26 protein-coding genes are annotated in these 24,409 nt (G+C 48.3%); 4 read left to right on the top strand and 22 right to left on the bottom strand.

Annotated features, from left to right (window positions below; genetic code table 11):
• Nucleotides 1–12: 12 nt before the first annotated feature.
• Both C5I45_RS01515 and C5I45_RS01510 read right to left on the bottom strand, forming a co-directional pair.
• The gene (locus tag C5I45_RS01515) at nt 13–1,437 is read right to left on the bottom strand and encodes a capsular polysaccharide export protein, LipB/KpsS family (protein WP_015387538.1); all 1,425 of its coding nucleotides are present in this window, start codon (nt 1,435–1,437) and stop codon (nt 13–15) included.
• 4 nt (nt 1,438–1,441) lie between these two features.
• Complete coding sequence (locus C5I45_RS01510) at nt 1,442–2,212, bottom strand: glycosyltransferase family 2 protein (protein WP_003150972.1); 771 nt, start codon at nt 2,210–2,212, stop codon at nt 1,442–1,444.
• A 280-nt stretch (nt 2,213–2,492) separates the two neighbouring features.
• On the opposite strand from C5I45_RS01510, the gene gerQ reads away from it, so the two are divergent.
• On the top strand, nt 2,493–3,044 hold the full coding sequence (gerQ, locus tag C5I45_RS01505) for a spore coat protein GerQ (RefSeq protein WP_103526540.1): 552 nt from the start codon (nt 2,493–2,495) through the stop codon (nt 3,042–3,044).
• 46 nt (nt 3,045–3,090) lie between these two features.
• Here the strand turns inward: gerQ and C5I45_RS01500 are convergent, their stop codons facing one another.
• From C5I45_RS01500 to C5I45_RS01465, 8 genes are all read right to left on the bottom strand, one after another.
• The gene (locus tag C5I45_RS01500; RefSeq protein ID WP_003150969.1) at nt 3,091–3,462 is read right to left on the bottom strand and encodes a DUF423 domain-containing protein; all 372 of its coding nucleotides are present in this window, start codon (nt 3,460–3,462) and stop codon (nt 3,091–3,093) included.
• Between the two features lie 63 nt (nt 3,463–3,525).
• Nucleotides 3,526–4,845 carry a purine/pyrimidine permease gene (locus C5I45_RS01495; RefSeq protein ID WP_069473636.1) on the bottom strand — a complete coding sequence of 440 codons (1,320 nt, stop codon included), beginning with the start codon at nt 4,843–4,845 and terminating at the stop codon, nt 3,526–3,528.
• 18 nt (nt 4,846–4,863) lie between these two features.
• On the bottom strand, nt 4,864–5,286 hold the full coding sequence (locus C5I45_RS01490) for a YwdI family protein (protein WP_003150966.1): 423 nt from the start codon (nt 5,284–5,286) through the stop codon (nt 4,864–4,866).
• Nucleotides 5,287–5,344: 58 nt separating this feature from the next.
• Complete coding sequence (locus tag C5I45_RS01485) at nt 5,345–6,028, bottom strand: uracil-DNA glycosylase (protein ID WP_012118732.1); 684 nt, start codon at nt 6,026–6,028, stop codon at nt 5,345–5,347.
• 14 nt (nt 6,029–6,042) lie between these two features.
• Nucleotides 6,043–6,849, bottom strand: coding sequence for a glycosyltransferase family 2 protein (locus tag C5I45_RS01480; RefSeq protein ID WP_025853634.1), 807 nt, complete (start codon nt 6,847–6,849; stop codon nt 6,043–6,045).
• Nucleotides 6,850–6,933: 84 nt separating this feature from the next.
• Nucleotides 6,934–7,461, bottom strand: coding sequence for a hypothetical protein (locus C5I45_RS01475; RefSeq protein ID WP_003150962.1), 528 nt, complete (start codon nt 7,459–7,461; stop codon nt 6,934–6,936).
• A gap of 44 nt (nt 7,462–7,505) precedes the next feature.
• Complete coding sequence (locus C5I45_RS01470; RefSeq protein WP_024085940.1) at nt 7,506–8,141, bottom strand: permease prefix domain 1-containing protein; 636 nt, start codon at nt 8,139–8,141, stop codon at nt 7,506–7,508.
• A complete protein-coding gene (locus tag C5I45_RS01465) occupies nt 8,134–8,472 on the bottom strand; it encodes a PadR family transcriptional regulator (RefSeq protein ID WP_003150960.1) in 339 nt (112 codons plus the stop codon). The genes C5I45_RS01470 and C5I45_RS01465 overlap by 8 nt, the downstream gene beginning before the upstream one ends.
• Nucleotides 8,473–8,621: 149 nt before the next feature.
• Between C5I45_RS01465 and C5I45_RS01460 the strand changes: the two genes are divergently transcribed.
• Nucleotides 8,622–9,434: a bifunctional hydroxymethylpyrimidine kinase/phosphomethylpyrimidine kinase gene (locus C5I45_RS01460; RefSeq protein WP_003150959.1), complete on the top strand. Its 813-nt coding sequence runs from the start codon at nt 8,622–8,624 to the stop codon at nt 9,432–9,434.
• 30 nt (nt 9,435–9,464) lie between these two features.
• Here C5I45_RS01460 and C5I45_RS01455 read toward each other — a convergent pair whose 3' ends face one another.
• From C5I45_RS01455 to C5I45_RS01435, 5 genes are all read right to left on the bottom strand, one after another.
• Nucleotides 9,465–9,740 carry an LOG family protein gene (locus tag C5I45_RS01455; protein ID WP_046341456.1) on the bottom strand — a complete coding sequence of 92 codons (276 nt, stop codon included), beginning with the start codon at nt 9,738–9,740 and terminating at the stop codon, nt 9,465–9,467.
• Between the two features lie 63 nt (nt 9,741–9,803).
• On the bottom strand, nt 9,804–11,243 hold the full coding sequence (locus tag C5I45_RS01450; RefSeq protein WP_107994186.1) for a sucrose-6-phosphate hydrolase: 1,440 nt from the start codon (nt 11,241–11,243) through the stop codon (nt 9,804–9,806).
• Nucleotides 11,240–12,622: a sucrose-specific PTS transporter subunit IIBC gene (locus tag C5I45_RS01445; RefSeq protein WP_015387533.1), complete on the bottom strand. Its 1,383-nt coding sequence runs from the start codon at nt 12,620–12,622 to the stop codon at nt 11,240–11,242. Before C5I45_RS01445 ends, C5I45_RS01450 begins: the two co-directional genes overlap by 4 nt.
• Before the next feature lie 216 nt (nt 12,623–12,838).
• Nucleotides 12,839–13,669 carry a PRD domain-containing protein gene (locus tag C5I45_RS01440; RefSeq protein ID WP_024085942.1) on the bottom strand — a complete coding sequence of 277 codons (831 nt, stop codon included), beginning with the start codon at nt 13,667–13,669 and terminating at the stop codon, nt 12,839–12,841.
• A gap of 23 nt (nt 13,670–13,692) precedes the next feature.
• Nucleotides 13,693–14,007: a hypothetical protein gene (locus C5I45_RS01435; RefSeq protein WP_003150952.1), complete on the bottom strand. Its 315-nt coding sequence runs from the start codon at nt 14,005–14,007 to the stop codon at nt 13,693–13,695.
• A gap of 525 nt (nt 14,008–14,532) precedes the next feature.
• Here C5I45_RS01435 and C5I45_RS01430 point away from each other — a divergent pair.
• The gene (locus C5I45_RS01430; RefSeq protein ID WP_025853637.1) at nt 14,533–16,944 is read left to right on the top strand and encodes a S8 family peptidase; all 2,412 of its coding nucleotides are present in this window, start codon (nt 14,533–14,535) and stop codon (nt 16,942–16,944) included.
• A gap of 41 nt (nt 16,945–16,985) precedes the next feature.
• Here C5I45_RS01430 and C5I45_RS01425 read toward each other — a convergent pair whose 3' ends face one another.
• The 4 genes from C5I45_RS01425 to C5I45_RS01410 all read right to left on the bottom strand — a co-directional run bounded on the left by C5I45_RS01425 (nt 16,986) and on the right by C5I45_RS01410 (nt 20,851).
• Complete coding sequence (locus C5I45_RS01425) at nt 16,986–17,987, bottom strand: LLM class flavin-dependent oxidoreductase (RefSeq protein ID WP_107994185.1); 1,002 nt, start codon at nt 17,985–17,987, stop codon at nt 16,986–16,988.
• Between the two features lie 163 nt (nt 17,988–18,150).
• On the bottom strand, nt 18,151–18,900 hold the full coding sequence (nfsA, locus tag C5I45_RS01420; protein WP_003150944.1) for an oxygen-insensitive NADPH nitroreductase: 750 nt from the start codon (nt 18,898–18,900) through the stop codon (nt 18,151–18,153).
• A gap of 103 nt (nt 18,901–19,003) precedes the next feature.
• Nucleotides 19,004–20,191, bottom strand: coding sequence for an FtsW/RodA/SpoVE family cell cycle protein (locus tag C5I45_RS01415; RefSeq protein ID WP_007614568.1), 1,188 nt, complete (start codon nt 20,189–20,191; stop codon nt 19,004–19,006).
• 201 nt (nt 20,192–20,392) lie between these two features.
• Nucleotides 20,393–20,851: a GNAT family N-acetyltransferase gene (locus C5I45_RS01410; RefSeq protein WP_024085944.1), complete on the bottom strand. Its 459-nt coding sequence runs from the start codon at nt 20,849–20,851 to the stop codon at nt 20,393–20,395.
• 293 nt (nt 20,852–21,144) lie between these two features.
• On the opposite strand from C5I45_RS01410, the gene ywcE reads away from it, so the two are divergent.
• Entirely contained in the window at nt 21,145–21,405 is a 261-nt protein-coding gene (gene ywcE / locus C5I45_RS01405) for a spore morphogenesis/germination protein YwcE (RefSeq protein ID WP_003150937.1), read from the top strand.
• Nucleotides 21,406–21,448: 43 nt separating this feature from the next.
• Here ywcE and qoxD read toward each other — a convergent pair whose 3' ends face one another.
• The 3 genes from qoxD to qoxB are packed head-to-tail and all read right to left on the bottom strand — an operon-like array spanning nt 21,449 to nt 24,397.
• Nucleotides 21,449–21,817: a cytochrome aa3 quinol oxidase subunit IV gene (qoxD, locus tag C5I45_RS01400; RefSeq protein ID WP_014419185.1), complete on the bottom strand. Its 369-nt coding sequence runs from the start codon at nt 21,815–21,817 to the stop codon at nt 21,449–21,451.
• A gap of 1 nt (nt 21,818) precedes the next feature.
• Nucleotides 21,819–22,433, bottom strand: coding sequence for a cytochrome aa3 quinol oxidase subunit III (qoxC, locus tag C5I45_RS01395; RefSeq protein WP_003150930.1), 615 nt, complete (start codon nt 22,431–22,433; stop codon nt 21,819–21,821).
• A 14-nt stretch (nt 22,434–22,447) separates the two neighbouring features.
• Entirely contained in the window at nt 22,448–24,397 is a 1,950-nt protein-coding gene (gene qoxB / locus C5I45_RS01390; protein ID WP_012118743.1) for a cytochrome aa3 quinol oxidase subunit I, read from the bottom strand.
• Nucleotides 24,398–24,409: the final 12 nt, after the last annotated feature.

Genomic DNA, 24,409 nt, shown 5'->3' with positions numbered 1-24,409 from the left:
CTCCTATCTTTTTTATGAAGGGTCAACCCGTCTGAAGCTGACTCCGGTTTTTTCCTGAAGCACTTGACATAAAGCGGCAAGCGAATCCTGAACCGGGTAGTTCGCGGCGACAAAAGCACGGCGCGCCTGTTCCGCTTTTTGATATTCTGCGGGGCTTTCGCATATCCGGATTAATTCCTGAGCGAGTGCCTGCGGGTCCTCAAAAACAAATTCTCCAAGTGAATGATAATAAGGGTATCGGCGGGTTCCCGCTGATTTTCCGATCAGCACGGGCTTTTGAAACAGCATCGCTTCAAGACCGACTGTTGATGTCTGTGTCACCGCAGCGTCAACAAACGGGAGAATATCATACAGCTCCATCTCTTTTTTGATGATTTTTCCTGCTTTATATTTCCGCAGCACCTGATTGTAAGCATCCAGCTTGTTTTTGCCGATTTCCCACGGATGCGGTTTAATAATGAGCTGCATGTTCTTTTGGCCGGCAAGCTCTTCAAGCACTCCCGTATAAAATTCATCAGAAAACGGCTGCGTGGCGATCAGCACCGTACGCTGTGACGGGAGAAAAGAAAGTTTGCGGTAAAACGTGTCCCGATCTATCGGCTCTCTTGAGAAAATCTCGTCGAAACGGGGATGCCCCGTGATGATGATTTGTTCCTCCCTGCAGCCTTTTGCTTTATACCACTCCGCTTCATAAGCCCCGAATACAGCCTGATAGTCCGTAAATACGGGCAGAAACGCTTCATCTCCCATGAGCGCCCCGTGCTGAAGACAGATGCTGACGGCGTTTTTTTTCGCGGACATCAGCGCCAGCACACGGCTGTAAATATCCTCCGTCGTGCCGACTACAACGGCGGAAATCTTCTCGGCCGTAAACAAAATATCAACGGCGTCAATCGCTTCAATAAATAACGGGATGTCTTTATACAGTCGTTCCTGAAATTCTCTGTTTCCGAAAGCGGGATGGCTGTGAAGCTCTTTCAAAATGGAATGGGCTTTTTCAATATAAGGGACGGGGTTCCCTTTTTGCCCCATTCCCGTCAGCTCCAATTTGCAGATAACGGGCAGCCCATGATGGTCAGGCAGACTCCATCTGGCCAGTACCGCTGTTTTTGCCGGATCAAACTGCCGGTAATTTCCCTCGGTGAACCGAAGATGATCGAAATGCAGAATGACTTTTCCGTTTACCGGTTTCTCATCTGTTTTCTTAATGTTTTGCCTTTTTTGATCATAATAAGGCTGAATACCGGCTTCAGGAATATGCTGATCCGCCGGACCGAAAAGCTCCGGGTTCTGCTCCATGCTCTCCCGAAGCGCCGGACTGATATATTGATAAAAATTACTGATCAATGCGAGCGGGATGTCTTTGTAGCGAAGTGACTGAAAAAGGTCAATATACTGCCGGTACAGCACCCAATAGTTCGCTAAGTATGCCGACAAGCCCTCACCCCTTTCCAAGCTTTTTTAATGATTCCCTCAGCTCCCGGCACGTGGTCTGCTGCGGAAGGCTGTTCACAAACTCGTTTTTCTCCGCCGCGAAAAGCTGATAATGGATGGATTGATCGGTAATATAATTGATATCAAGCTCCTCAGAAATCGGGTAAAACGGATAAAAATGATTCACTCTCCAGAAAAAACGGGCGTCACCGATACGGTAAAACGCGGGGCTTTCATCCCAATAGGAACCGAATGCCGATTTGACCTGTTCCAGCACGGAAAACCGGTGCATGACCGAACAATGGTCAATGGCGCACGGCGCGTTCCACACGATCCGTTCGGCGGGCCTGGCCGTCTCCTTCACCGTCTCTTTCCGCTGATTCAGATGATAGGTTTTGGAACTTGAATACACGACGGCTTTTTCCGGGTCTTCATCAAGCTCTTTCACCATTTTCTCAAGCCGTTCCGGCACATACGTGTTGTCGTCGGTCGCATACGTCACGTACTCGCCCTCCGCCATTTCTATTGCCTGATTAATCAAGGCGGCGTAGCGTGTTTTTTCCGTTCTTTCTTTGACGCCCGATACATCGCTTTGATAAAACCGGACGCGGTCATCCGTGAGAAAAGGACGTATTTCCGCCAATGTCGCTTCATTTGAGTTGTCATCCATAATGAACAGCTCAAAGTCCGTAAACGTCTGAGACAGAATACTTTTAATAGAGCGGGCCACATAGTCACTTTTGTTATAGCTCGTCATGATCACTGACACTTTAGGCAACTCGTCACCCCCTTTTCGCACCTGAAACTACCGCTATCATATGTTCCTTATGCGGAAGATGCGCTAGGAATACAGACTATTATGTGAAAAGTCAGCATTGCGCGCACAAAAAAAGCCGGCTCTGATATCCGGAAACATTGGATCGTATTTTCTTTTTTCGCATAAATCTTTCTTTGGGCTCATATGGTGGAATAGATAAAAACAGCAGCCGCTCTGTCGGCTGTCTGATACTTGTCAGGAGGTTTCAGCATCAAGAGGTTTTCATCAAAGGAGGAACAATATGAAACCGAAAAAGAATCAATATCAGCAAATGCAGGGGATGGGGATGGGGATGGGAATGGATATGCAGGGATTCCAGCCGCAGCTCGGGCCTAATCCTTATCCGCAGCCTCAGGGCCAAGGATCACAAATGATGCCGATGCAGCAGCAAATGACAATGCCGATGCAGCAAGGCCAGCAGGGCTTCGGCGGGGGGTTCCCCGGCCAGCCGCAGCAGCAGGGCGGCGGCAGCTTTCAAATCCCGTCAGGTCCATCATCGTCACAAAACGTTCCCGGCATGCTGCCGATTGAAGAGTCATACATTGAAAATATTCTGCGGTTGAACCGGGGCAAAACGGCGACGATTTATATGACATTTGAAAACAGCAAAGAATGGAATTCAAAGATTTTCCGCGGTGTGATTGAGGCGGCGGGACGTGACCATATCATCATCAGCGATCCGAAAACGGGCACCCGCTATCTGCTTCTGACCATTTACCTTGATTACATCACATTTGATGAGGAAATCGCTTATACTTATCCGTACTCCATGTCTTCTTATTCTCCGAGATAAATCAAAAAGCCAATCGCTCACTTGACAGAGGATTGGCTTTTTTTCTTTATAAATATTTGACGGCCGCGACGATAATCATAATCCAAGAGATGATAAACGCCACGCCGCCGAGCGGTGTAATCGCGCCGAGAATGGAAATCTGCGTCACGCTCAATACGTACAGGCTTCCTGAAAACAGAACGATGCCCGCAAACATCAGCCAGCCCGCAACAGAAACACTGCCTGCGCCAGAGAGCTTTTCAGCCAAAAACGCGACAGCCAGAAGACCGAGCGCGTGATACATATGATATTGCACGCCTGTGTGCCACACCTGCAAATATTTATCGGGGATTTTCCCTTCAAGCCCATGCGCGCCGAAAGCGCCCAGCGCCACGGCCAATAAAGCGTTAATCGCACCAAGAATAATAAACACTTTCATCTATTTTTCTCCCGCCTTTTCGTTAAAGTTTCCAATTCAATCATAACCCAACATCGGCAAAATTCAACGTCCGTCATCCGATGACACGAGATTGTCGGATTTTTTCTTTTTGATAAGCTGGATTCGATCAATCGCTATCGCCAGCAGCGTCCCGAGCACAAGGCCGTTGCTTAAGAGCGAAATCAGGATCGGATGCATCCCTGATAACGCGCTCTCCGGCACAAACATTACGCCGACCCCCGTGAGGAGCGCCAGACCGATAATGGAACGGATTCGTTTTTGCTCCGCTTTCTCATAAGAGTCAAACTCCGTAAAGGCAAGACCCGCCATCGTGGAGAAAACGACGAAGTTTACCGCAAAGCCGACCGGTGAGGGCAGACTCGCAAACGCATTCATAAATAGCGGGATCATACTGATGATCATGACAAATACACTTCCCAAAAGAAACGGCTTTTTCGAAGGAAGCTTCGTCGTCTCAATAAAACCGGCCGCCCCTGAAATCGGCACAGGCGCAATGCCCCCTGACAGCCCGCTCAAAAGGTGGCTGATCGAAGCCGCAAACCCTGCCGGACGCTCACGCCGTTTCCCAGCGGTGCCGCCGAATTTTTTCACCGCCGCTTCTACAACCCGGATGCTCGCGAGCATGTTGACAATCAAAAGCACGGTAATGAAGAGTGACGTAATGATCAGGCCGCTGTCAAACACGGGTTTTCCAAACGGAAAAAGAACCGGCAGCTGAATCACGCGATCCGGTATTTGAATCGGTTTGGCAGCGCCGAAGACGGCGAATAAGATCCATCCGCCGGCAAGCGAAAGGAGAATCGCATACTGTCTTAAGAACGTAACATTCGATCGGGACATGATGAACATCGCCGCCGTCACAACCATGGCGAGCCCGAATACAAGGCCGTCGACGCTGTTTTTTAAATAGCCGATGCCCAAAAGGCCTTTCACAATCGGCTGACTCAGCTGCATGACCAACAGCAGCAGATACACACCGGTCACAACCGGCGTAAACAGCACGGCCAGCCGTTCAATCACTTTAAAAAGGCTGAACAAAAAGAAAAAGACAGCGCTTAATAACAGCGCCCCCTGCAGCGCCCGCAGCGTCTCGCCGAATGTCGCAAACACCGTGCCCGTCAGTCCGCCGTAAATCGTGTATACGCCCCACCATAAGCCTGCCGGGCTTTCATTAATCGGCAGACGATGTCCCTGGAGACATTGGATGACCGCAGCGACGCCAAGCACAAAAAATGTGCTCTGAATCAATGCGGCAGAATCGGCATGGTTCAAGTGAAATGATTGTGCGATGGCGACAGGAACTACAATCGCAGCCGCAATCATAAATGCCGTCCATTGCAAACCCCCGAGTATCAGTTTCAAGTCAATCAACCTCTCCTGTTAAAAATCGAAAATGGAATCCCCGTTTCCGTCTTCCTCACGTTCGTCTTTCGCTTTTTTCTGATATTGGTTCAGCCCGGCGCTGCCCATCATTTTTTCAAGCAGCAGCGGGTCTGTCGAAGGAGACGCGGAAGGTTTCGGCGCCGCTTTCGGAATCGGATTCTGCACAGGCGCCGGAGCGGTGTGCGTCTGAGTGCCGAGCACGACATCACACAGAGAGCGGATGGCGGCCGCGTGCATTTTGACCTCCTCGGTGCGGGTCGCCGTTTTCGCCTGCCTCAGTTCTTCTTCCATCTTCTGAATTAAAGCAGAGATATGTATGTTCATGAGTAAATCCTCCAGCAGTAATTTGTCTTCTTCCTGCATTTTATCAAATTTCTGAGCGGATCGCAGAATTGAGTTTGTTATTTTTTCTGACGGCATACCGCCCGGAACATCAAAAAAGACGCTTCCGCCGGGCGGAAGCGCCTCAAAAAACCGTTTATTGCGGCAGGTCGGGGATGCACCAATCGATCGGCTGCTCCCCCATTTTTTCAAGGGCGGCGTTTGTACGGGAAAACGGTCTGCTCCCGAAAAAACCGTTCCTTGCCGAAAACGGGCTCGGATGAGTCGATTCAATAATAATGTGTTTCGATGTGTCAATGCGCTCTTTTTTCATCTGCGCGTGACGCCCCCACAGGATAAAGACAATCGGCTTCTCTCTTTCATTCACCACATCAATGATGCGGTCAGTGAGCCGCTCCCACCCCTTGCCTTTGTGGGAATTGGCCTGACCGCGGCGAACCGTAAGCACTGTGTTTAACAAAAGCACTCCCTGCTTCGCCCAGCTGACGAGCGATCCGTGGTTCGGTACGGAGCAGCCGATATCGTCCTGAAGCTCTATGAAAATATTTTTCAAAGACGGCGGCTGTCTGACCCCGGGCTGAACGGAAAAACTAAGCCCGTGCGCCTGTCCTGGCCCGTGATACGGGTCCTGTCCGAGAATGACCGCTTTTACATCCTCATAGGGCGTATAATGCAAGGCGTTAAAAATATCATGGCTGTCAGGATAAATCGTTTGGCTGCTGTATTCTTGTTTCAGCATCTCTCTCAGCTCTTGATAATACGGTTTGTCAAATTCATCTTTCAGCTGATTCCACCAGCTGTCTTTTAAAAGCTGTTTCAAACTGTCCGTCCCCCTTATGAACTGTGCAGTCTTGAATGGACGGGCTTTCCGTCCCACACAATGTCAGTCGGCGCCTCCCGCCTCTTCATGTCCGGCTCTTCTAGAAGAACCGCGAAGTTTTTCGTCGGGAGCTCCCCAAGCCCGTGCTTTTCGCTTAACCGGTCTAAGTACCGCTTCCGTTTGCCGCCGAGATCCGCGGACTGATTGCCGCCTCCCTCAAAAAACGCATATATGACGCTCGCGCAAGGAACACGCTTCACACGGTGCTGTTTCGCGGCGCGCAAATAAAAGTCCCAGTCCCAATAATTATGGACATCCGGATCAAAATACCCTAACGTGTCATGCAGAGAACGTCTGTACATGCTGCCTGACGGAACGTACGTGGAAAATACCCGCATATCCGCAAAATCCGCCGTATAGGCGAACGGCTTTCGTGACACCGGGTATCTCGTGCCGCCCCGTTCTTCAAATGACACAATTTCCGCGTCAGAATGGACAAAATCCGCATCAGCAAGTGCAGCCGTCATTCTTTCCAAATGGCCCGGCGTAATGAAATCATCATCATCGCACAGCATGATATAATCACCCGACGCTTTTTTCACACCTGCGTTCCGCGCTTCCACATGTCCGGCATTCTGTTCTAAATCAATAATCTGAATCGGCAGATCGCTGTACAGCTGCTTCGCTTGTTCGACCGATTCCCCGGCATCATTTACGATGATCACTTCATAAGGCTTTATGGTCTGCCTGGAAATCGACTCCAGCAGCTCACACAAAGCCGGAATCCGATTATACGTGACTATGACAATTGATATATTCATGACCCGCTCCTTCTGCTTTTTCTCATGTTCTATTAAAACATAAAGCGGCGGAGAGATCAGGGGGGATTTTTGATTTCGGCCCATTCAGAAACAAATCCACGTCATCCCCGCCAGCAAAACCAGAATGATCAGAAGGTCTCCCCAAACAGTGCATACCGCCTTGGCATTAAGTCTGCCCGCCTCCATGGCATTCCACAGTTTTGATTGATAAACAGGCACCAACACCATCGCATAGCATGTGCACAAGCAGACAAAAGCCGGCGGGACAAGCGCACATCCATCCTCATGCCAATCATGAATCAGTTCCGGTATACTCACCCCGCTGTCAATGTACAAGTATAATATACCCGCCAGCGGAATGAGCGAGCTGACCTGCAGCTCGAAAAGTTTCACCTTCCACTCACGCGCAAACGAAACAGCCCAAATCCATCCCAGCGCATAAAACAATAGAAGAAGCAAAATACTGAAAACAACAAAAGTAGCGTCTTGCATCCCATTCAGAACCATAATAAAAAGACTCACAACGGGCAATGCAAGAACCAAGCCGCAGACGGTAAATACGGTAACGGCTATTTGGGCGCACGCGCCGTACATCCACGAACCTAATCTCATATAAACACTCCTATATAGATACTCTATGTATATAGTAAAAAAGATCAGGCAAGTCTCTGCCTGCCTGCGTAAAAACCCATTTTGCCGCAAAACGGAAAACATACCGTCACAACGGCGCATACTGCCGCAAAACTCGGTGTGACCGCCGAAGGAAACAGCCCAGCCGGAACCAGATTGAACAAAAAGACAAACATAAAACATAGATTCGGCACCATTGAAGCCCATACCGTCCGCTCTGCAAGCTTTTTGCCGCCAGCCCCGAACTCTTTGCCAGCTTGATAGCCGATTTGGAACCAATACAGCACATAACCGATCATAATCAGCCATACTGACACGGAAATCCCTTTCCACAGCGCGTCAACTGCGGGGTGAATCCTCCACGCGTGCATCATCGTAATCATCGCCCCCATCACAAAAAGAGCGCAGTTGCAGAACAGATAAAAGAGCATAAAAGTCCGCGCGGGCACCGCCGAAGCTTTTTGAAAAGCAGAGATAATTTCAGACGGAGTCCCCACTTCCCGCAGAATAAGCTCCATCGCTTCGCTTTCGGTTTTGCCTTTTTCCAGATGAACACAAATGGCATGATGAATATGGCTTTCGATTTCCTTTAATAATTCACGGCTTCCGGCCTTGCCTTCCAGCCCTTTTCTGATTTCGTGCACATAAAGGTCTTTATCCATTCTGCCCGCCCCGCTTCAGCATCCGGTCCATCAGAGCGGAGAACAGATTCCATTCCTTCGTCCGTTCGGCTAGAATGTTTTTTCCTTCATCGGTGATCCGGTAATATTTTCGGTCGGGCCCTTTGGTCTGCTTTTCCCAGTAAGAAGAAATATAGCTTTGGCGTTCAAGCTTATGAAGCGATGGGTACAGCGTGCCTTCCTTCATTTGCAGTTCATTCCCGCTTCTTTTCTCCATTTCTTTCACAAGTTCATACCCGTACATGGGCCGTTCATTCAGCAGCGTCAGCACCAGAATGACCGTGCTGCCCTTTACAAGCTCCCTGTTGAGCATTTATTTTCTCACCCTTACCTAGTATTCTTATGTAGGTATTGTACGCACATCCCCCGCGGCTGTCAAATCATTCCTCCAAGCCTTCCGTATTGTGATCGGGAGAAAATCTAACTATAATGAGATATAAAACACTGATGGAGGCCATTGATATGTCAATGCACAAAGCACTTACTATTGCCGGTTCTGATTCCAGCGGCGGCGCGGGAATTCAGGCCGATTTAAAAACATTTCAAGAAAAAAACGTATACGGAATGACGGCTTTGACCGTGATCGTAGCGATGGACCCGGAGAACAGCTGGGATCATCAAGTATTTCCGATTGATGCCGATACGATTCGCGCACAGCTGGCGACGATTGTTGACGGAATCGGCGTAGACGCCATGAAAACGGGAATGCTCCCTACCGTGGAGATCATCGAGCTTGCGGCGAAAACGATTAAAGAAAAACAGCTGAAGAATGTCGTTATTGATCCTGTCATGGTCTGCAAAGGAGCGAACGAAGTGCTGTATCCGGAGCATGCCGAAGCGCTTCGCACCCAATTGGCGCCGCTGGCAACCGTCATCACGCCAAACCTGTTTGAAGCAAGCCAGCTGAGCGGTATGGATGAATTAAAAACGGTGGAAGACATGAAAGAAGCGGCCAAGAAAATTCACGAACTCGGCGCGAAATATGTATTGATTACAGGCGGCGGCAAATTGAAACATGAAAAAGCGATCGACGTGCTGTATGACGGAGAAACCGCGGAAGTATTAGAAAGCGAAATGATTGATACACCTTACACGCACGGAGCCGGATGCACATTCTCCGCCGCCGTGACGGCAGAACTGGCCAAAGGCGCTGAAGTGAAGGAAGCCATCTATGCGGCAAAAGAATTTATCACTGCGGCAATCAAAGAATCCTTCCCGCTGAACCAATACATCGGACCGACTAAACATTCGGCGATGCGTCTTAGCGGAAAATAAAATAAATATCCCCCTCATGATCGAGGGGGATTATTTCATTTTTTTCGCGGATGACCGCAAAAACATCTCAATCGATTGCACAAACAGCGCATATTCCTTCATCTGTTCATATGTATGCCTCAGCCGATCACTCCATTCATTGTGCGGCTCAGCCCTCTTGAGCATGCGATTCAGCTGAAGCAATACTTCTTTATATTCTTCCCGTTTATCTTCCACTTGCTCTGCGGCTTTGACAAGTAAACATTTCGGCGTCATCTTCTGATTTTTCAAAACTGAGAAAACAACTCCTTTTATTCCTGGAATCATAGGCTTTCGTTTGAAGAATAGCACAGATGGCATAGGTTTCACATAAGAAAAAAGAACGATTTTCTACAAAAGTGTCCAAATTGAGGCATTTATTTCCGTTTTTCCAACCGAAGTGACGGTTACGTCATCATTTCCCGGGAAAGGAAAATATCTGGCGCTGAATACCTCTTCTCCATCATTCAAAAATAATTCGATGGAGGATGCATCCAGAAAGAGCTGGACGGAATGCAGCTCGCTGATGGCGCAGCTTCTCTTTTCTTTTTCTTCTCCGCTGAAAGCGGTGCGCTCCAGCACAGCCAGCCCCTCTTCCTGATGAAATATAAACCGGGCCGCGCCCCGAATTGAGATTTCAAAACCGGATTCGCAAGTAATGTCTTCCAGCAGCACTTCAGCCCGGGACGCATCTTTCACCGGGAGGCTTACAGACGAGCAATTCAATTGAAGACGGCGCTTTTGTTCATCCGTGCGGCGCGATTTCATTTCCGGAAGCGGGCGCTGTATGATTCTGCCGTTGGACAGTGACAGCTGTCTCGGCATCGTTAAGCAGTGAATCCAGTGATACGCATGTGTCGGATGCTTGTCCTCATGCTGATCCGGAACGCCCATCCACGCGAACAGAATCCTCCGTCCCTTATCATCTTCCAGCGTCTGCGCCGCATAAAAATCAAATCCTCTGTCAAGCTCCGTAAATTCACCGTGCTTAAATTCTGGCGGCTCTGTATGCAGCCTGCCGAGGAAATAGCCCGCCTGGTGGCTGTTATGATATTTTATCCCGTCGGCTTCAAGCCCCTGCGGACATACGAGCAGCACGTCGGTTCCGTCAAGGGAAAACAGGTCGGGACATTCCCACATATAGCCGAATGACCCGAGACCGCCCGAGTCCGCCCCCGCAATCGAACCGAGAAACGTCCAATCCGTCAGGTTCTCTGATGTGAACAATACAGCGCTTCCGGTGAGCTTTTCTGTCTGCGCGCCGAGCACCATGTAATACGCTCCGTCTTTCTTCCAAACCTTCGGATCACGGAAATGAGCGGTATAGCCTTTTGGGAGACGCGCGACGATTCCTTTTTTTTCAAATGCGATCCCGTCTTCGGATACGGCGAGGCATTGATACGTTTCCCGATTTCCTTCTCCGTCACGGACATTGCCTGTGTACATCAGGCAGAGCCGCCCGTCTTTTTCGATGGCGCTTCCGGAATAACAGCCGTTTTTGTCATACCACTCACCCGGCGCAAGCGCGATTTCTTCCTCTTTCCACTCAACGAAATCTTTCGTCGTCACATGCGCCCAAAATTTCGCGCCGTGCCCCGTATGAAATGGCTGCCATTGAAAAAACAAGTGATATACGCCGTTCCATTGGATGACGCCGTTCGGATCATTTAAAAGCCCGACCGGCGGCATAACATGATAGTTCTGGCGGTATGGATCTGACGCGGCTGTTTCTTGCCGCTTCTTTTTCGCATCCTCAGCCTGCAGGCGCAGCTCTTGATCCGGTGTCCTCATTTGACGGCCTCCTTTTCTTTAGCTCCCATAATGTAAGCGGCAACAAACGCCGAGACAGAGGCGATGCCCATTCCGATCAGATAGTTTATAAGATTTCCTAAACCGAGCGGAGCCGTGATGGCAATCATCGGAATTCCGGTCAGACCGTAAGCATTGGCGGCGACGCCGGTCACCACGACATAGGCCCCTCCCAGCGCTCCGCCGATCATTCCCGCGATAAACGGCTTCCGGTACCTTAGGTTCACACCGAAAATAACTGGTTCGGTTACGCCGAGAAAAGCGGAAAATGCGGCAGGCAGAGCGATTTCTTTCATTTTTGCTTTTTTGGTCAGGAAAAATACAGCCAGTCCCGCCGCGCCCTGAGCGACATTCGCCATCGACCAGATAGGAAGGATATAGTTTCTGCCCAAATCAGCGATGAGGCCGGCCTCAATCGCATGAAAGCTGTGATGCACACCGGTGAGCACAATAAGCGGATAAAGACCGCCGAAAAGCAGTCCGGCAACAATGCCCGCGTGATCATACACATATGTCAGCGAGACGGTAATGCCTGATCCGATCGCCCTGCCAAGCGGACCGATTGCGATAAAGGTAATAAATCCTGTGACGATCACCGTGACAAACGGCGTGACCAATAAGTCGAATGCGTGAGGCACCATTTTTCTCGTGCCCTTTTCCACTTTGCTCATAATGTAAACGGCTAACAGTACGGGGATGACCGTCCCTTGGTAGCCGAGCAGCGCAATGTCGAAGCCGAAGAGCTGCATAAAATCAGGCGATGCATCCGCAAGCCCCCACGGATTCAAAAGCGCCGGATGGATCATAATCCCCCCGAGCACGGCACCGAGATAGGCATTACCTCCGAATTCCTTAGCCGCACTGAACCCGATGAATACGGGCAGGAAGATAAACGCCGCGCTTGAAAACATGTCTAAAAGCTTAAACAGCGATGATTGTTCAGACACCCAGTGGAAAGCCTTCATCATACCGAGCAGCCCCATTAAAAGTCCGCTTGCCACGATAGCCGGAATGATGGGAACGAATATGTTAGACAGTGTTTTCGCAAATCTTGCGGCCGGATTCAGCTTTTTTTTCGCCGCGTCCTGATGTGTCTCACGATCCTCGCGCCCCAAATCGGCTTCTTTTGAAAAAGCGTCATACACTTTATTCACAAGGCCGGTACCGAATATAATCTGATATTGCCCCGAGCTGCTGAAAGCCCCTTTTACTCCTTCTGTCTCTTCAATATCGGCCTGGCTGATCTTCTGTTCATCTTGAATGACGAGCCTGAGCCGTGTGGCGCAATGTGTCGCGCTGATGATATTTGATTTCCCTCCGATATGTTTGATAAGCTGTTTTGCCGTTTCTTGATAATTCATGATGTATCCCCCTTTCTAAAATCAAAAAAGACCTAAAATTCGCCAACGAAAAAGGTCAGCATGATCCCTTTTTCATGTACGCAAATTTTAGGTCTTGCCTGCATTACCAGTCACAATCCCGCCGATTCAGTTTTTTAATGCGCTTTCATTTTATTTCATGATAGCGCTTTCGTCAATATGTTTTCAAAAAAAAGTCTGTTTCTCGAAACAGACGCGTTATTCCGGGTTTTTTTGCAGACGCTGGACATGCAGCGTAATATAGCCGGCCTCGGATTCCGGCAGTTCCAAATCATATTCATTTTTTAAAAACGCCGCCAGTTCAAGCGCACACCGATAAGCAAACGGATACTTTTTTTGGATGAAATAAAGCATCTCCTCGTCCATGGAATGGAGTGCTTCATTTGAGTCCAACCGGCTGACCGCATACCGCAAGTGCGTGACGAGGCGCTGATAGGAAATACTGTCTTCATCCACCTTCTGTTCGAAAAAGGATTCGATCTTTTCGATCATTTCTCTGATCATGGTTGTATGCTTCATCGCCGAATACATGCTTTTGGCATCCGCCTTGGCAGTGTGGATATGAAGCGCGATATACCCCGCCTCATCATCAGGCAATGATATACCGAGGGTTTGTTTCACGTGTTCAACCGCCCAGCGGCCGATTTCATATTCTTTTTTATAAAGCGCCTTAATTTCATGAAGCAATCGGTTGTGCACCTGAAGGCCGTTTTGAATCCTTTCGATCGCAAAGGATAAATGGTCCGCCAGCGCAATGTGGATGTGATCGTTCAAAGGCGCCGCAAGCTCTCCCTCCGCATGGCTGATGATATCTTCAGCCGCCTCTATATGCTCTTCGGGAAGCGTTTCTAACACTTGTTTGAACTTTTCATTTTCGTCGTGCACGACAAATATTTTTTCAATTTTATGTTTTTGAATCACATCATTTTTTCTCTTTTGAAAAGCGATTCCGGGACCCATTACGATCTTTTCCCGTCCGTCTTCTTTTATTAACGCCGCATTGTTATTTAATACTTTGTCTATTCTCAAGAGGTTCGCTCCCGTTCATATGTTTAGTGGGATTGTACCCTCTTTTTCATATGATGTAAAGGTGCCGGACCCGCGCGCTCCCGTTTCGGCAATTCTTTGCGGACAGGCATCCATCGGTTTTTATCCAGCCTGCCGCGGGCCGATTTCGTTTCATCGGTCAAATCCGCCGATCGGACTCGGCTCACAAACGAAAAAGCACCAGCCGTCCGCTTCGCTTTCTTATGATAAGCCGCTTGGTTTCCGTACACGGCGGCTAATGGATATCTTCCGTTACCCGGCGCCATCCAGTTCATCAGAAAGACCATCCACACCCGTAAAGATACTAGCAAACGTTTCATTGCAAATCATCCCTCCGCTTCTTTTTGACAGACAGCTTGTTCGCAGGCCTGTTTTTCTCTCCGCTTTAACGGAAAAGGCGGCCGATCCTTCTCCGCTAAAAACTAGCGGGTCTAGCAACCCTATGACTCTATGATAGACGCGGCAGGGCGAATTGTTTGTCACAATATGAGTGAAAAAACAAACTAGTTTTCAGAAGTTTTGTTGAAAGCTGATGGAAATGACCTGAAAAATGGAAAAGCCGATAAAAAAAGTTATACACACCTTATCCCTTGGTTAAGCACAGCTTAAACACAGGGTATATCCACATATCCACAAACTCGATCTATATTTTGTATAGGAACACTCGTTCCCAACAATATATATACACAATTTTATTCAGTTATGCACAGGATTTTGTGTATAACTCCCTCCTTATTCACAGACCAATTTCCATAAATGAGTCATATGTCACAAGGATTATTTTGAATTTTCAAGAAATATATACTAGATTTCTAATTTAGATAAAGAAAAAGGGGGAAACACGATTGAAAAAAGGAATCATCCGTTATCTGCTTCCGGCTTTTGTCTTATCCTTTACCTTATCCACAAGTTCACAGGCTGCGCCGGCAACAAAACCGCAAACTCCTGATCTTGAGAAGGCTGAGGTATTTGGTGACATTGATATGACCACCGGCAAACAAACGACAGTCATCGTCGAGCTGAAGGAAAAGTCACTGGCGGAAGCAAAGGAACTCGGCAAAGCACAGACAAAAAGCAAGCTGAAAAGCGAACGCTCAAAAGTGAAAAAGAAAGCGCTCAAAACCATTAAACACGGAAAAATCAACAGGGAATATGAGCAAGTGTTTTCCGGCTTCTCCATGAAACTCCCGGCAAATGAAATTCCGAAACTGCTGAGTGATCAGGATGTCAAAGCGGTTTATCCGAACGTCACCTATCATACCGATCAGCTGAAAGATAAAGACATCACCCTATCTAAGGATGCCGTGTCTCCGCAGATGGATGACAGCGCGCCTTATATAGGGGCAAATGACGCGTGGAAGCTCGGCTATACGGGGAAAGGCGTCAAGGTGGCCATTATTGACACCGGTGTCGAATATAAACACCCTGACTTAAAGAAAAATTTCGGACAATATAAAGGATACGATTTTGTGGATAACGATTACGATCCTGAAGAAACGCCGTCCGGTGATCCGAGAGGCGCGTCGACTGACCACGGAACTCACGTCGCGGGCACGGTAGCGGCAAACGGAACGATTAAAGGCGTAGCGCCGGATGCTACACTCCTTGCCTACCGTGTGCTCGGTCCGGGCGGAAGCGGAACAACGGAGAACGTCATCGCCGGTATTGAACGCGCCGTACAGGACGGAGCGGATGTCATGAACCTTTCTCTCGGCAATTCTGTGAATAACCCAGACTGGGCGACAAGCACGGCGCTTGACTGGGCGATGTCAGAAGGCGTCACGGCCGTTACATCAAACGGAAACAGCGGGCCGAACAATTGGACCGTCGGCTCTCCGGGAACGTCCAGAGAAGCTATCTCCGTCGGAGCGACACAGCTGCCGCTGAACGAGTACGCCGTCTCCTTCGGTTCCTATTCCTCAGCGAAAGTAATGGGGTACAACAAAGAAGATGACATAAAAGCACTGAATAAAAAAGAAACAGAGCTCATAGAGGCGGGTATCGGCGAGCAAAAGGATTTTGAAGGCAAAGATCTGAAAGGAAAAGTCGCGGTCGTCAAACGGGGCAGCATCGCCTTTGTGGATAAAGCAGACAACGCCAAAAAAGCGGGCGCGATCGGTATGGTTGTGTATAACAATGCCCCGGGAGAAATTGAAGCCAACGTACCGGGCATGTCCGTGCCGACGGTTAAGCTTTCATCAGAAGACGGCGAAAAACTCGTCAGCCAATTAAAAGCGGGCGGCACAAAAGCGACATTCCATTTATCCGTGGCTAAATCGCTCACTGAACAAATGGCAGACTTTTCGTCACGCGGTCCGGTTATGGACACGTGGATGATTAAACCTGACGTCTCCGCTCCCGGCGTAAACATCGTCAGCACCATTCCGACCCATGATCCGGCCGACCCGTACGGCTACGGATCGAAGCAGGGAACGAGCATGGCTTCCCCGCATGTAGCCGGCGCAGCTGCCGTCATCAAGCAGGCCAAACCGAAATGGAGCCCGGAACAAATAAAAGCCGCTCTCATGAACACGGCGGAAACCTTAACGGACGCGGACGGTGACGTATACCCGCATAATGCGCAAGGCGCCGGAAGCATCAGAATCATGAAGGCGATCAAAGCAGACTCCCTTGTCGCCCCGGGAAGTTATTCTTACGGAACGTTTATGAAAGACAAAGGCAATGAAACGAAAAAAGAAACCTTTACGATTGAAAACCAATCGTCCATCAGAAAATCATATCAGCTCGAGTACTCTTTCAACGGCACGGGCATTACCGTTTCGGGCACAGACCGGGTCGTGATCCCCGCTCATCAAACCGGAAAGGTCAATGCGAAAGTAAAGGTCAATGCCAAAAAAGTAAAGGCAGGCACCTATGAGGGAACCGTCACAGTGCGTGAAGGCGGAAAAACAGTCGCAAAAGTGCCGACGCTGCTGATTGTAAAAGAGCCGGACTATCCGCGCGTAACGTCAATCGACGTACAGGAGGGCACAACGCAGGGAACCTACCAAATTGAAACCTATCTTCCGGCTGGAGCCGAAGAGCTTGCCTTCCTTGTATATGACAGTAATCTTGACTTTGTCGGCCAAGCCGGCATCTACAAAAAGCAGGATAAAGGCTATCAATATTTCGACTGGAACGGCAAAGTCAATGGTGACACCGCACTGCCGGCAGGAGAATATTATATGCTGGCCTATGCCGCGAACAAAGGGAAATCAAGCCAGGTGCTGACTGAAAAACCTTTTATCATTGAATAACCGAACAACCCTGCTGGAGCATCAGCAGGGTTTCTTTCTGATTAATCGGCAAAAGCTTCTCGAAGCAGGCGATATGACTGAAGTTTATCTTCAAAATGATGAGTAATGGTCACAGCCATTACTTCTTCTGTTGCGTATGCTTTACTGAGAGCCAGAATCTGTTCCTTCACTTGCTGCTTCGTTCCGATGATCATCCGATTCCGATTATCGGCAATTCGTCTTTGTTCATACGGTGTATACGTATTGCCGCGGACGGTTTCGTAAGACGGTACGCCGTGAAGCGGAATCCCCTGTTCACCCGCAAGCAGCGTATAATCCATGACGGCCGCGAGTTCCTCCGCTTTCTCTTCCGTGTCCGCGCACAGCACAAACACCGCCACGGCTGTTTTTGGTTCTTTACCTAATGCAGAAGGTTTAAATCTGCGCTTATATTGTGCTGTCGTGCTTTCTCCGCCTTCTCCATTAATAAAATGGGCAAACATATAGCCTGCTCCCATTTCTGCGCTCAGAAACGCGCTTTCCCCCGAAGAACCGAGAAGCCAGACTTCCGGCGCCGTCTTAATAAGGGGTGATGCGGTCAGATTCGGAAAACGGTGATTGTCATCAGCTGCATCATGCAAATACATCGCCAGCTCACGAAGCTGCTGCGGATATTGATCAGCATTACGCTTCCCGCCGTCATTCAGCGCCCATGATGCGATCGGCATTCCGCCCGGCGCTCTCCCTAATCCGAGATCGATTCTGCCCGGCGTCAACCCTTCGAGCACGCGGAAATTCTCCGCCACTTTATATGCGCTGTAATGCGGAAGCATCACACCTCCTGATCCTACCCGAATGTCATTCGTTTTCGCCGCAATATGGCTGATCAGCACTTCAGGGCTTGAGCCCGCCAACCGCTCTGAAAAATGATGCTCTGACACCCAAAACCTCTTATATCCGAGCTTTTCCGCCTCCTGCGCCAATCTTACTGTATTCCGCAGTGCACTTTCCGCAGAACACCCTTCTGATACAGGAGATTGATCCAATATACTTAATGAAATCATCACTGTCACCTCATCAACATCGTACCACTGCTAAGCCGTTTTTTCTTTCTGTATGCTTATCAGCATCCCTGATGATAAACATTTATATACCTTGTTCCATTTTGTCGAAATATGTTACACGTGAAACATAAAAAAACCTCTCCCGGTCAGGAGAGGTTTTTTCTTAATTCTTTTGAAAACCTTTATCTTTTACATATTGATTTAAATAGGTTCTCGGTTTTTGTTTCATGAACTGCAGGATTTGATCAGACCACGTTTCAACCCGCTTGCCGTTTGTCCGTTTATCATAATAATCGGAAATGGTTTCATCATATTCCTTCATATAACTGCGGAAGTTTTCTTCATTCGTATCGTACGTGTTTTCATGATATACGGCTTGTTTCGGCAGGCGCGGCTTTTGACCGGACGGATGAGCGGGATGACCGACTACCAAGCCGAACAGCGGCAGCACATGGTCAGGTGTACCAAGCACTTCTGTCACCTGATCAAGTTCATTTCGAATGCCTCCGATATAACAAATGCCGAGTCCCATTGATTCCGCGGCAACACTTACGTTTTGTGCGGCAAGTGCGGCATCAATGATGCTGACCATAAACATTTCCGTATTCTCAAGAAGCTCGGTAATGTTTTCTCCTTTTTCCTCAGCAAGTTTTTTATGGCGGTACAAATCAGCGCAAAACACAAACAAGTGCCCGTTATTTTCGACGTAAGGCTGGTTTCCGGCCAGTGCCGCCAGCTTCCGCTTTTTCTCCTTATCGGTTACGCCGATGATGGAGTAAGCCTGCACGTAACTGGACGTTGACGCCGCCTGGGCGCTTTTCACTAATGTATCTATCTCTTCTGCTGTCAGAAGCTCGTCAGTAAATGATCGGATCGACCGATGATTAAGTATGGTTTCGATGGTATTGTTCATATATAAAGCCTCCTTCTCTATATATCATATCCGAAAGAGTATCATGCCAAAAGCGAAATGCTCTAAACAAAAAAAGACAGCCCGAAAAACGAGCCGTCTCACATTAAGAATTGAACAAGTAGCTTTTATATTTCGTCAGCTGCACACTTGCGTTATATACGATCCCGAAGCTGATTAATGTAGAAAGCACCGAGCTCCCCCCATAGCTGACAAACAGCAGCGGAATACCGGTAACCGGCATAATGCCGATATTCATCCCGATGTTCTGGAAGGTGTGAATCACGATAAGTGCAGTAAATCCTACGCAAAAAAACGCACCAAATCGGTTAAACGCATGCAAGCGGTCAATCAGCACCACAAGCCTGTAAATTAAAAAGAAAAACATGACAACCGCAATGGCGCAGCCTAAAAACCCAAAACTTTCACCCAAAATCGCAAAGATAAAGTCGGTCTGTCCCTCAGGTACGTACACCTTCAGATTATGAACGCCGTTTCCGGTAATGCCGCCCGATCCGATCGCCATAACGGCCTGATCCACCTGCCAGCTTTTATCGCTCTCGGCCTGAGTCGTTGCCGCACTGGAGTCAGACATCCACGATGTAATCCGGTTAATTTGATAATCCGCAATACCGATCGAATTCGCCACATGGGGAAATTCAATTACCAGCACTAAGAATAGGCCAAGCACAAGCGCGGCCGAACCGCCGATAATGGTGATCAGCTTCCAGTTTACACCTGACATAAACACCATCACCATAACGATAAACAGACAGATCGCACCCGTTCCGGCATCCTGCAAAACGATCATCCCGATCGGAATAACCGTCCATGCCGCAATTTTCAAAAGCAGATTCACATCTTCCCGAAGTGATCTTTGATCCTTCGGGCCCGCCTTCGATATAATGGACGCGACCATCATCATGATTCCTATTTTCGTAAACTCAGATGGTTGAAGAGTGAAGCTGCCGATTTTAAACCAGCTCTTCGCTCCGTTTTTGATCGGTGCGATGGATTCCGGCGCCACACGCAGAAGGAGCAGTGACAGCACGCCGGCAATTAATACGTACAGACTCAGTTTTTCAAGCTGCTCTAAATCAAAGTACATGATACTGACCATGAGACCGGCTCCGATGACATAAAAGACGATCTGTCTCATCCAGGCATCACTTCCGTACTGCCCGAACTGTCCGGCCGCATAAATCGCCGCAACACTAATTATTAAAAACACACCAAATATAAAAATCAAATCCCCCTGATAATAGGGATTTTGCTGTTTCTTATATCGACTCATTCTATCCCGCCTTACATTTTCATCGGAAGTCACTATTGTTTATTATACATGAACACCGTTCAAGAAAACATGATGAGGTTGCTTCCTTTTTATTTTTTATGGTTTGGGGACTACACGACATATGACGTGTCAGAAAAGGAAATGTTTCGGTCATGATGAAACTTTTCCGATAAAAAACCCCTTCTCGTCAGAAAAGGGGTTTCAGTCTATGTTTAACGTCATAAACAAGCTGTTCGGGTCCTCTTTATAATGTGCAAACGGATCACAATATTGAAACCCGGCTTTTTCATACAGGCGTCTGGCGGGGAGAAAAGCCTCCATAGAACCGGTTTCTAAGCTGATCCGCTGATAGCCCCGCCGCCTTGCTTCTTCAAGCATATGGCGGAGGATCCGGTTGGCTGCGCCTTTTCTGACATGATGCGGAGCCGTTTTCATTGATTTGATCTCACCGTGCCGGCTGTTTAGCTCCATTAAGGCGCCGCAGCCGAGCAGGACGCCGTTTTCCCTCGCACTCCAAAACGTAACGTCAGGCTGACGCAGCCGGTCCGCATTGAGCGCGTGTATACTTTCCGGGGGAGAATGCATGGTCATGCTCTTCAGATGCTCCTGCAAAAGCGCAATGACGTCCGGCGCTGTGACATCGTCTTTTGTTATGTCCACTTCAAAACCACCCTTGCTGTGCATGTTTTCTTTGAACATAGCAAAGGTTCACAGCCTGTGCCATTCCCTTGTCCGGAAATGTGACAGGGTATTTGACCTTTCCGGTTTCTTGTACCTATCCAAAAATGAGGCAATAGTTGCAATACATTTCTCGAAAAAGCGGTATCAAAAATTGGAAAACATGGTATAATAATTGTAACAAAATGTTCAAAAAACGACCACAAAACAGACACATTTTATTCTCTGTATTTCATTTTGGAAACGCTCCCATAAAATGAAAGGAGACATGTAAGATGGACATGTTTTTTGCTTATTTACTGGTCGCAAGCGCAACACCCCTCTTTATCTGGCTGGATAACAAAAAAGTCGCTCTTTCGGCCATACCGCCAATTATTCTCATGTGGGTTTTCTTCTACTTTTACGCAACCAGCAGCCTGTCCCCTCTCGGCCACACACTCATGATCATCCTGTTTGCCGTCAACGTCATCGTTGCCCATATCGCCGCCTTTATCATTTACGGCCTTCCGCGCCTGCGCCGGAGAAGAAGCCAATAAAGGCACAAAAAACCCTCTTCGCCTGAACGAAGAGGGTTTCTTTTTATTCCTGATGTTCGGAATGTTGCTTCGCACCGCCAGGAGGGTTTCCATCCATATGGTCACCGTGATGGTAGTGCGCCGCAAAGATCCAGATGGAACCAAGGATGATAACAATCGCTCCGAAAAATCCGAAGAGCGTGTTTCCGACTTGAATCCCGCCGTTTTCGCTTTCTGTCATGTGCATGAACATGAGAAGCTGAAGACCGGCTTGGATAAATGCGAATCCGAAAATGATCCACAGTTTTGCTGATGGGCTTAATTCCGTATATACTGCAACCCAAAGGGCCAGCAGGGTCAGAATAATAGACAACGCAAAACCTACGATATGCTTCCACGGAAAGTGGCTGTGTTCAGCAGATTTGTTTGCCATATTATAGTCCCCCCAATCCGATGAGATAGACGCCTGTAAAGATGAAGATCCAAACAACGTCTAAGAAGTGCCAGTATAAACTTGAGATAAAGATTTTTGAAGACGTCTGCGGCGTTAATCCGCGTTTCTTCAATTGCAGTAAGATGCCGGCAATCCAGAAGATACCGATCGTTACGTGCGTTCCGTGCGTTCCCAGAAGGACGAAGAATCCAGACCAGAAAGCACTTGTACCGAGAGATGCTCCTTCATGTACATAGTGGATGAACTCGTTAAGCTCACATCCGACGAAGCCCGCACCGAGAAGAAGCGTAATGATCGTCCAAATGACGACGCCTTTTAAACTTCCGCGACGCATTTCATGAACAGCGATCCCGCAGGTGAAACTGCTGATCAGAAGCAGGAATGTCATGATCATGACAAGCTTCACTTCAAATAATTCAGCCGGTAAGACTCCTCCTGCTGTTCTTCTTTGAAGAACGAAGAAGGTTGCAAATAGTGTTGAGAACAACACAATCTCTGCCCCTAAAAAGATCCAAAACCCGAGAATATTGAGTCTGCCGGTTTCAGATTGATATTCCATAGGCGCGTTAGAATTGCCGTGTTCTGCATGTTCCATAAATCACGCCTCCTTTATTCGGAAATCTTTCTTTCCGTCTCTTTTATTTCTTCAACAGGTATATAGTAGCCATTGTCATATTCAAATGAACGAAGCACCATGCAAAGCAGAATGCCGATCAAGCCGACAATGCCCATCCAGAACCATTCAAATACAAGCCCGAAGCCTGCAATACCGAACGCCACTGACATAATAAGCGGTCTTCCGGAGTTGTGCGGCATATGGATTTTCTTGAACTTGCTTTCCGGATGAATATCCGTTTTGTCTTCTTTCAATTGCAGGTACGCATCTTGAGATTTCACTTCTGGAAGCACCGCAAAGTTGTAATGCGGCGGAATCGCAGATGAAGTCGCCCACTCAAGCGTACGTCCCACGCCCCATGAATCTCCGCTGATCTCGCGAGTAGAGTAGCGGAAGCTGTAGTAGATGTTGTAGCAAAGGATTAAGAATCCGACACCCATCATGAAGGCTCCGACAGTTGAAATAAAGTTCAATGCAGTCCATCCGTCATTCGGTCCGTAAGTGTAAATACGGCGAGGCATACCTTGCAGCCCCAAGAAGTATTGAGGGAAGAAACATACATTAAATCCGATCATAAAGATCCAGAAGAACCATTTTCCGATTCTTTCGTTCAGCTTGTGGCCGAACATTTTCGGATACCAGAAAATAAATCCTGCGAAACATGCAAATACCGTACCCGCGATCAGCACATAGTGGAAGTGAGATACGAGGAAGTACGTATTATGGTATTGATAATCCGCTGCAGCCATCGCAAGCATAACCCCTGTTACCCCGCCGACAACGAAGTTCGGGATGAACGCAAGCGCCCACAGCATCGGTGTTGTAAAACTGATCCGGCCTTTATACATCGTAAAGAGCCAGTTAAAGATTTTAACCCCGGTCGGAACCGAAATCGCCATCGTTGTAATCGAGAAGAAAGAGTTAACGGACGCACTGTTCCCCATTGTGAAGAAGTGGTGGGTCCATACAAGGAAACTCAGGACGGAAATGGCGATAATTGAGCCGACCATCGCTTTGTAACCGAATAACTGCTTTCTTGCAAACGCTGAAATAATTTCAGAGAAAATACCGAATGCCGGTAAGATAACGATATATACTTCAGGGTGTCCCCAAATCCAGAACAAGTTAGCCCAAAGCATCGGCATACCGCCGGCTTCCAGCGTGAAAAAGTGAGCGCCGAACAAACGGTCAAATGATAACAGCGCCAATGCCACTGTCAAAACAGGGAAGGCGAATACGATAATAACCATTGTAATCAGCGTCGTCCATGTGAACATCGGCATACGCATCAGCGTCATGCCTTTCGTACGCATTTTCAGGATCGTCACCATAAAGTTGATACCCGTCATCAGCGTACCGATACCGGCAATCTGAAGACCGAGCAGGTAGAAGTTCTCACCAGGCCCGGGACTCATGTCGTTGCTTGCCAGCGGCATGTAACTCGTCCAGCCTGCGTTCGGAGAACCTCCGATAACGAAAGAAATATTGAAAAGCATCGCACCTACGAAGAACGTCCAGAAACTCAGGTTGTTCAAGTAAGGGAATGCTACGTCGCGCGCACCGATCTGCAAAGGTACGACAACGTTGATCAGACCGATTAAAAACGGCATCGCCATGAAGATAATCATGATCGTACCGTGAGTCGTAAAGATCTCATTATAGTGGTTTGAGTCTAAAAAACTGTTATTAGGAAGCGCTAACTGGGCGCGCATCATCAAGCCGTCGACCCCGCCGCGGAACAGCATGATAACAGCAGAGATAATGTACATGATTCCAAGTTTCTTATGGTCTACAGACGTCAGCCATTCAGACCAGAGCCATTTCCACTTTTTGAAGTATGTGAGTACAACGATGATAGCGATAGTGGAAAGCGCAATGGAAACTTGTGCGCCCAGAATTAATGGGTCACCTGTTACAAAAAATTCATCCCATCTCAATTTCATTCGGGCTTCCTC

It is taken from the genome of Bacillus sp. ZY-1-1, from assembly GCF_003047165.1.
Taxonomy (GTDB): domain Bacteria; phylum Bacillota; class Bacilli; order Bacillales; family Bacillaceae; genus Bacillus; species Bacillus velezensis.
Note: the sequence above shows the minus strand (reverse complement) of the source record. Positions and strands in the feature narration are given on the sequence as shown.

What these genes read in the sequence shown, in the direction of transcription:
- C5I45_RS01455 (WP_046341456.1), bottom strand. Translation starts at nt 9,740, where the DNA reads ATGATTCCAGGAATAAAAGGAGTTGTTTTCTCAGTTTTGAAAAATCAG.
- qoxC (WP_003150930.1), bottom strand. Translation starts at nt 22,433, where the DNA reads ATGGAACATGCAGAACACGGCAATTCTAACGCGCCTATGGAATATCAA.
- C5I45_RS01425 (WP_107994185.1), bottom strand. Translation starts at nt 17,987, where the DNA reads ATGATTTCATTAAGTATATTGGATCAATCTCCTGTATCAGAAGGGTGT.
- nfsA (WP_003150944.1), bottom strand. Translation starts at nt 18,900, where the DNA reads ATGAACAATACCATCGAAACCATACTTAATCATCGGTCGATCCGATCA.
- C5I45_RS01490 (WP_003150966.1), bottom strand. Translation starts at nt 5,286, where the DNA reads ATGCCGTCAGAAAAAATAACAAACTCAATTCTGCGATCCGCTCAGAAA.
- C5I45_RS01465 (WP_003150960.1), bottom strand. Translation starts at nt 8,472, where the DNA reads ATGCTCAACAGGGAGCTTGTAAAGGGCAGCACGGTCATTCTGGTGCTG.
- C5I45_RS01445 (WP_015387533.1), bottom strand. Translation starts at nt 12,622, where the DNA reads ATGAATTATCAAGAAACGGCAAAACAGCTTATCAAACATATCGGAGGG.
- qoxD (WP_014419185.1), bottom strand. Translation starts at nt 21,817, where the DNA reads ATGGCAAACAAATCTGCTGAACACAGCCACTTTCCGTGGAAGCATATC.
- C5I45_RS01435 (WP_003150952.1), bottom strand. Translation starts at nt 14,007, where the DNA reads ATGAAACGTTTGCTAGTATCTTTACGGGTGTGGATGGTCTTTCTGATG.
- ywcE (WP_003150937.1), top strand. Translation starts at nt 21,145, where the DNA reads ATGGACATGTTTTTTGCTTATTTACTGGTCGCAAGCGCAACACCCCTC.
- gerQ (WP_103526540.1), top strand. Translation starts at nt 2,493, where the DNA reads ATGAAACCGAAAAAGAATCAATATCAGCAAATGCAGGGGATGGGGATG.
- C5I45_RS01500 (WP_003150969.1), bottom strand. Translation starts at nt 3,462, where the DNA reads ATGAAAGTGTTTATTATTCTTGGTGCGATTAACGCTTTATTGGCCGTG.
- C5I45_RS01470 (WP_024085940.1), bottom strand. Translation starts at nt 8,141, where the DNA reads ATGGATAAAGACCTTTATGTGCACGAAATCAGAAAAGGGCTGGAAGGC.
- C5I45_RS01415 (WP_007614568.1), bottom strand. Translation starts at nt 20,191, where the DNA reads ATGAGTCGATATAAGAAACAGCAAAATCCCTATTATCAGGGGGATTTG.
- C5I45_RS01480 (WP_025853634.1), bottom strand. Translation starts at nt 6,849, where the DNA reads ATGAATATATCAATTGTCATAGTCACGTATAATCGGATTCCGGCTTTG.
- C5I45_RS01475 (WP_003150962.1), bottom strand. Translation starts at nt 7,461, where the DNA reads ATGAGATTAGGTTCGTGGATGTACGGCGCGTGCGCCCAAATAGCCGTT.
- C5I45_RS01460 (WP_003150959.1), top strand. Translation starts at nt 8,622, where the DNA reads ATGTCAATGCACAAAGCACTTACTATTGCCGGTTCTGATTCCAGCGGC.
- qoxB (WP_012118743.1), bottom strand. Translation starts at nt 24,397, where the DNA reads ATGAAATTGAGATGGGATGAATTTTTTGTAACAGGTGACCCATTAATT.
- C5I45_RS01450 (WP_107994186.1), bottom strand. Translation starts at nt 11,243, where the DNA reads ATGAGGACACCGGATCAAGAGCTGCGCCTGCAGGCTGAGGATGCGAAA.